Here is a 1,919-nt window from a genome sequence, read left to right as displayed (position 1 = left end):
CCTCAATGGTTAAATGTGGTTCTAGCTTCAGTCGACGCCCCATCTTGCTTTCAGCCTTTCATACAACTCCATTACTCATTCTAGGGTTGATTAGCCGGACTTGGTATAACGTTCCATAAATAGGTGCTGGAATTGTGTTCTGCTTATGAAGCTGCAATATCTTGGCCTCAAGTTTATGCGTCTGGATATAGATGTTGGCTTAGCTGATGATCGATCAAGATGCTTATTCAAAGGCTAGCGGTACCGATGTAGCAGAACAATCATCCGCTGGGTAGATTTACGTTGAGACTGATTATCACTTGGATGCTTGAGAGTCATAGTAATAGTATAGGTATTGCTGAAGCAGGAGATGAACCTCTAGCTACAGGATACGAAACTCTATGCAAACTATTGCGGAATCATCCTGCTACTCAGCAACGCCATAGTATAGGCTGTACTTTCAGTGATTCATGGTGGTTCCAAACCTCAAGGAGACAAGTCTGTGGCAAAACAATCTGCCCAAGCTCAAATACCTCAGCATCAGCAAACCTGGCATGATCTCAGCCTTCCGATGGTTGTGGATCAGCTCAAACTAGATCTAGATGTGGGGCTTACGTCCCAAGAGGCCGAGAAACGCTTGGAGCAGTATGGCCCCAATGAGCTTCAGGCCAAGTCGGGCAAGCATCCTATTCTGCTATTTCTCCTGCAGTTTCATCAGCCACTCCTGTATATTCTGCTGATAGCTGGTTTGATCAAGGCATTCTTGGGACAGTGGGTGAATGCTGGCGTTATCTGGGGCGTCACAGTGATTAATGCCATCATCGGTTTTGTCCAGGAATCTAAGGCAGAAAGTGCGATCGCTGCCCTAGCGTCGGCAGTGGAAACCGATGCCATGATTCGCCGTGATGGACAGAATATTCAAGTATCGTCCAAAAATCTAGTGCCAGGTGACTTAGTGCTGCTGACCTCTGGAGATAAAGTGCCAGCAGATCTCAGACTGGTGCGTTGCCGCAATCTCCAGGTCAACGAGTCTGCCTTAACAGGTGAATCTGTAGCTGTGGAAAAACAGGCGGAAGAGGGGGTGTCCTTAGCAGAGGATACACCCCTAGCTGAACGTCTCAATATGGCCTATGCCGGTAGTTTTGTCACCTTTGGCCAGGGAGAAGGGATTGTCATTGCCACAGGCATCCATACCGAAACCGGGCGAATCTCAAGGCTGATGGAGGAGCATACTTCCGTGATGACTCCCCTGACCCGCAAATTCGATCGCTTTAGCAAAACATTGCTCTATGCTATTTTAGCTGTGGCGATCTTCACCTTTGTGGTGGGGTTAGGATATGGTAATTCCCCGCTCCAAATGTTTGAGGCGGCGATCGCTCTGGCGGTGAGTGCAATTCCAGAGGGTCTGCCAGCCGTAGTCACCATTACCCTAGCGATCGGAGTTTCCCGAATGGCTCGCCGCAACGCTATTGTACGCAAGCTGCCGGCGGTTGAAACCTTGGGTAGTGCAACGGTGATCTGTTCCGACAAAACTGGTACTCTGACCGAAAACCAGATGACGGTGCAGATGGTGTTTGCTGGCGGGCATCACTACTACATCACCGGAGATGGCTACACGCCTCAGGGGGACGTGCGGGATGGCGAAGACCAACCCATTCCGCCAGAGCACCTGCCGCCGCCTCTGCGCCAATGCTTGCAGGTCGGTATGTTGTGCAATGATTCTGAGCTAGAGCAGAAGAATAAGATTTGGGGCGTGGTTGGGGATCCTACGGAAGGGGCTCTGCTGGTAGCTGCTCGCAAGATTGGTTTTAATCGAGTAGATTTAAACCGAACCTATCCGCGATTAGATAGCATTCCTTTTGAGTCTGAGTACCAGTATATGGCGACGCTCAATCGGATAGAGGGAGATAGGGCAGCCATCTATGTGAAGGGATCGACGG

At 49.9% G+C, this 1,919-nt stretch carries 1 protein-coding gene; it reads left to right on the top strand.

Annotated features, from left to right (window positions below; translation table 11 throughout):
- Positions 1 to 481 precede the first annotated feature (481 nt).
- The coding region (locus V6D20_20390) for an HAD-IC family P-type ATPase (GenBank protein ID HEY9818138.1) at positions 482 to 1,919 on the top strand (1,438 nt) is incomplete at its 3' end.

It is taken from the genome of Candidatus Obscuribacterales bacterium, from assembly GCA_036703605.1.
Classification (GTDB): Bacteria; Cyanobacteriota; Cyanobacteriia; order RECH01; family RECH01; genus RECH01.
Note: the sequence above shows the minus strand (reverse complement) of the source record. Positions and strands in the feature narration are given on the sequence as shown.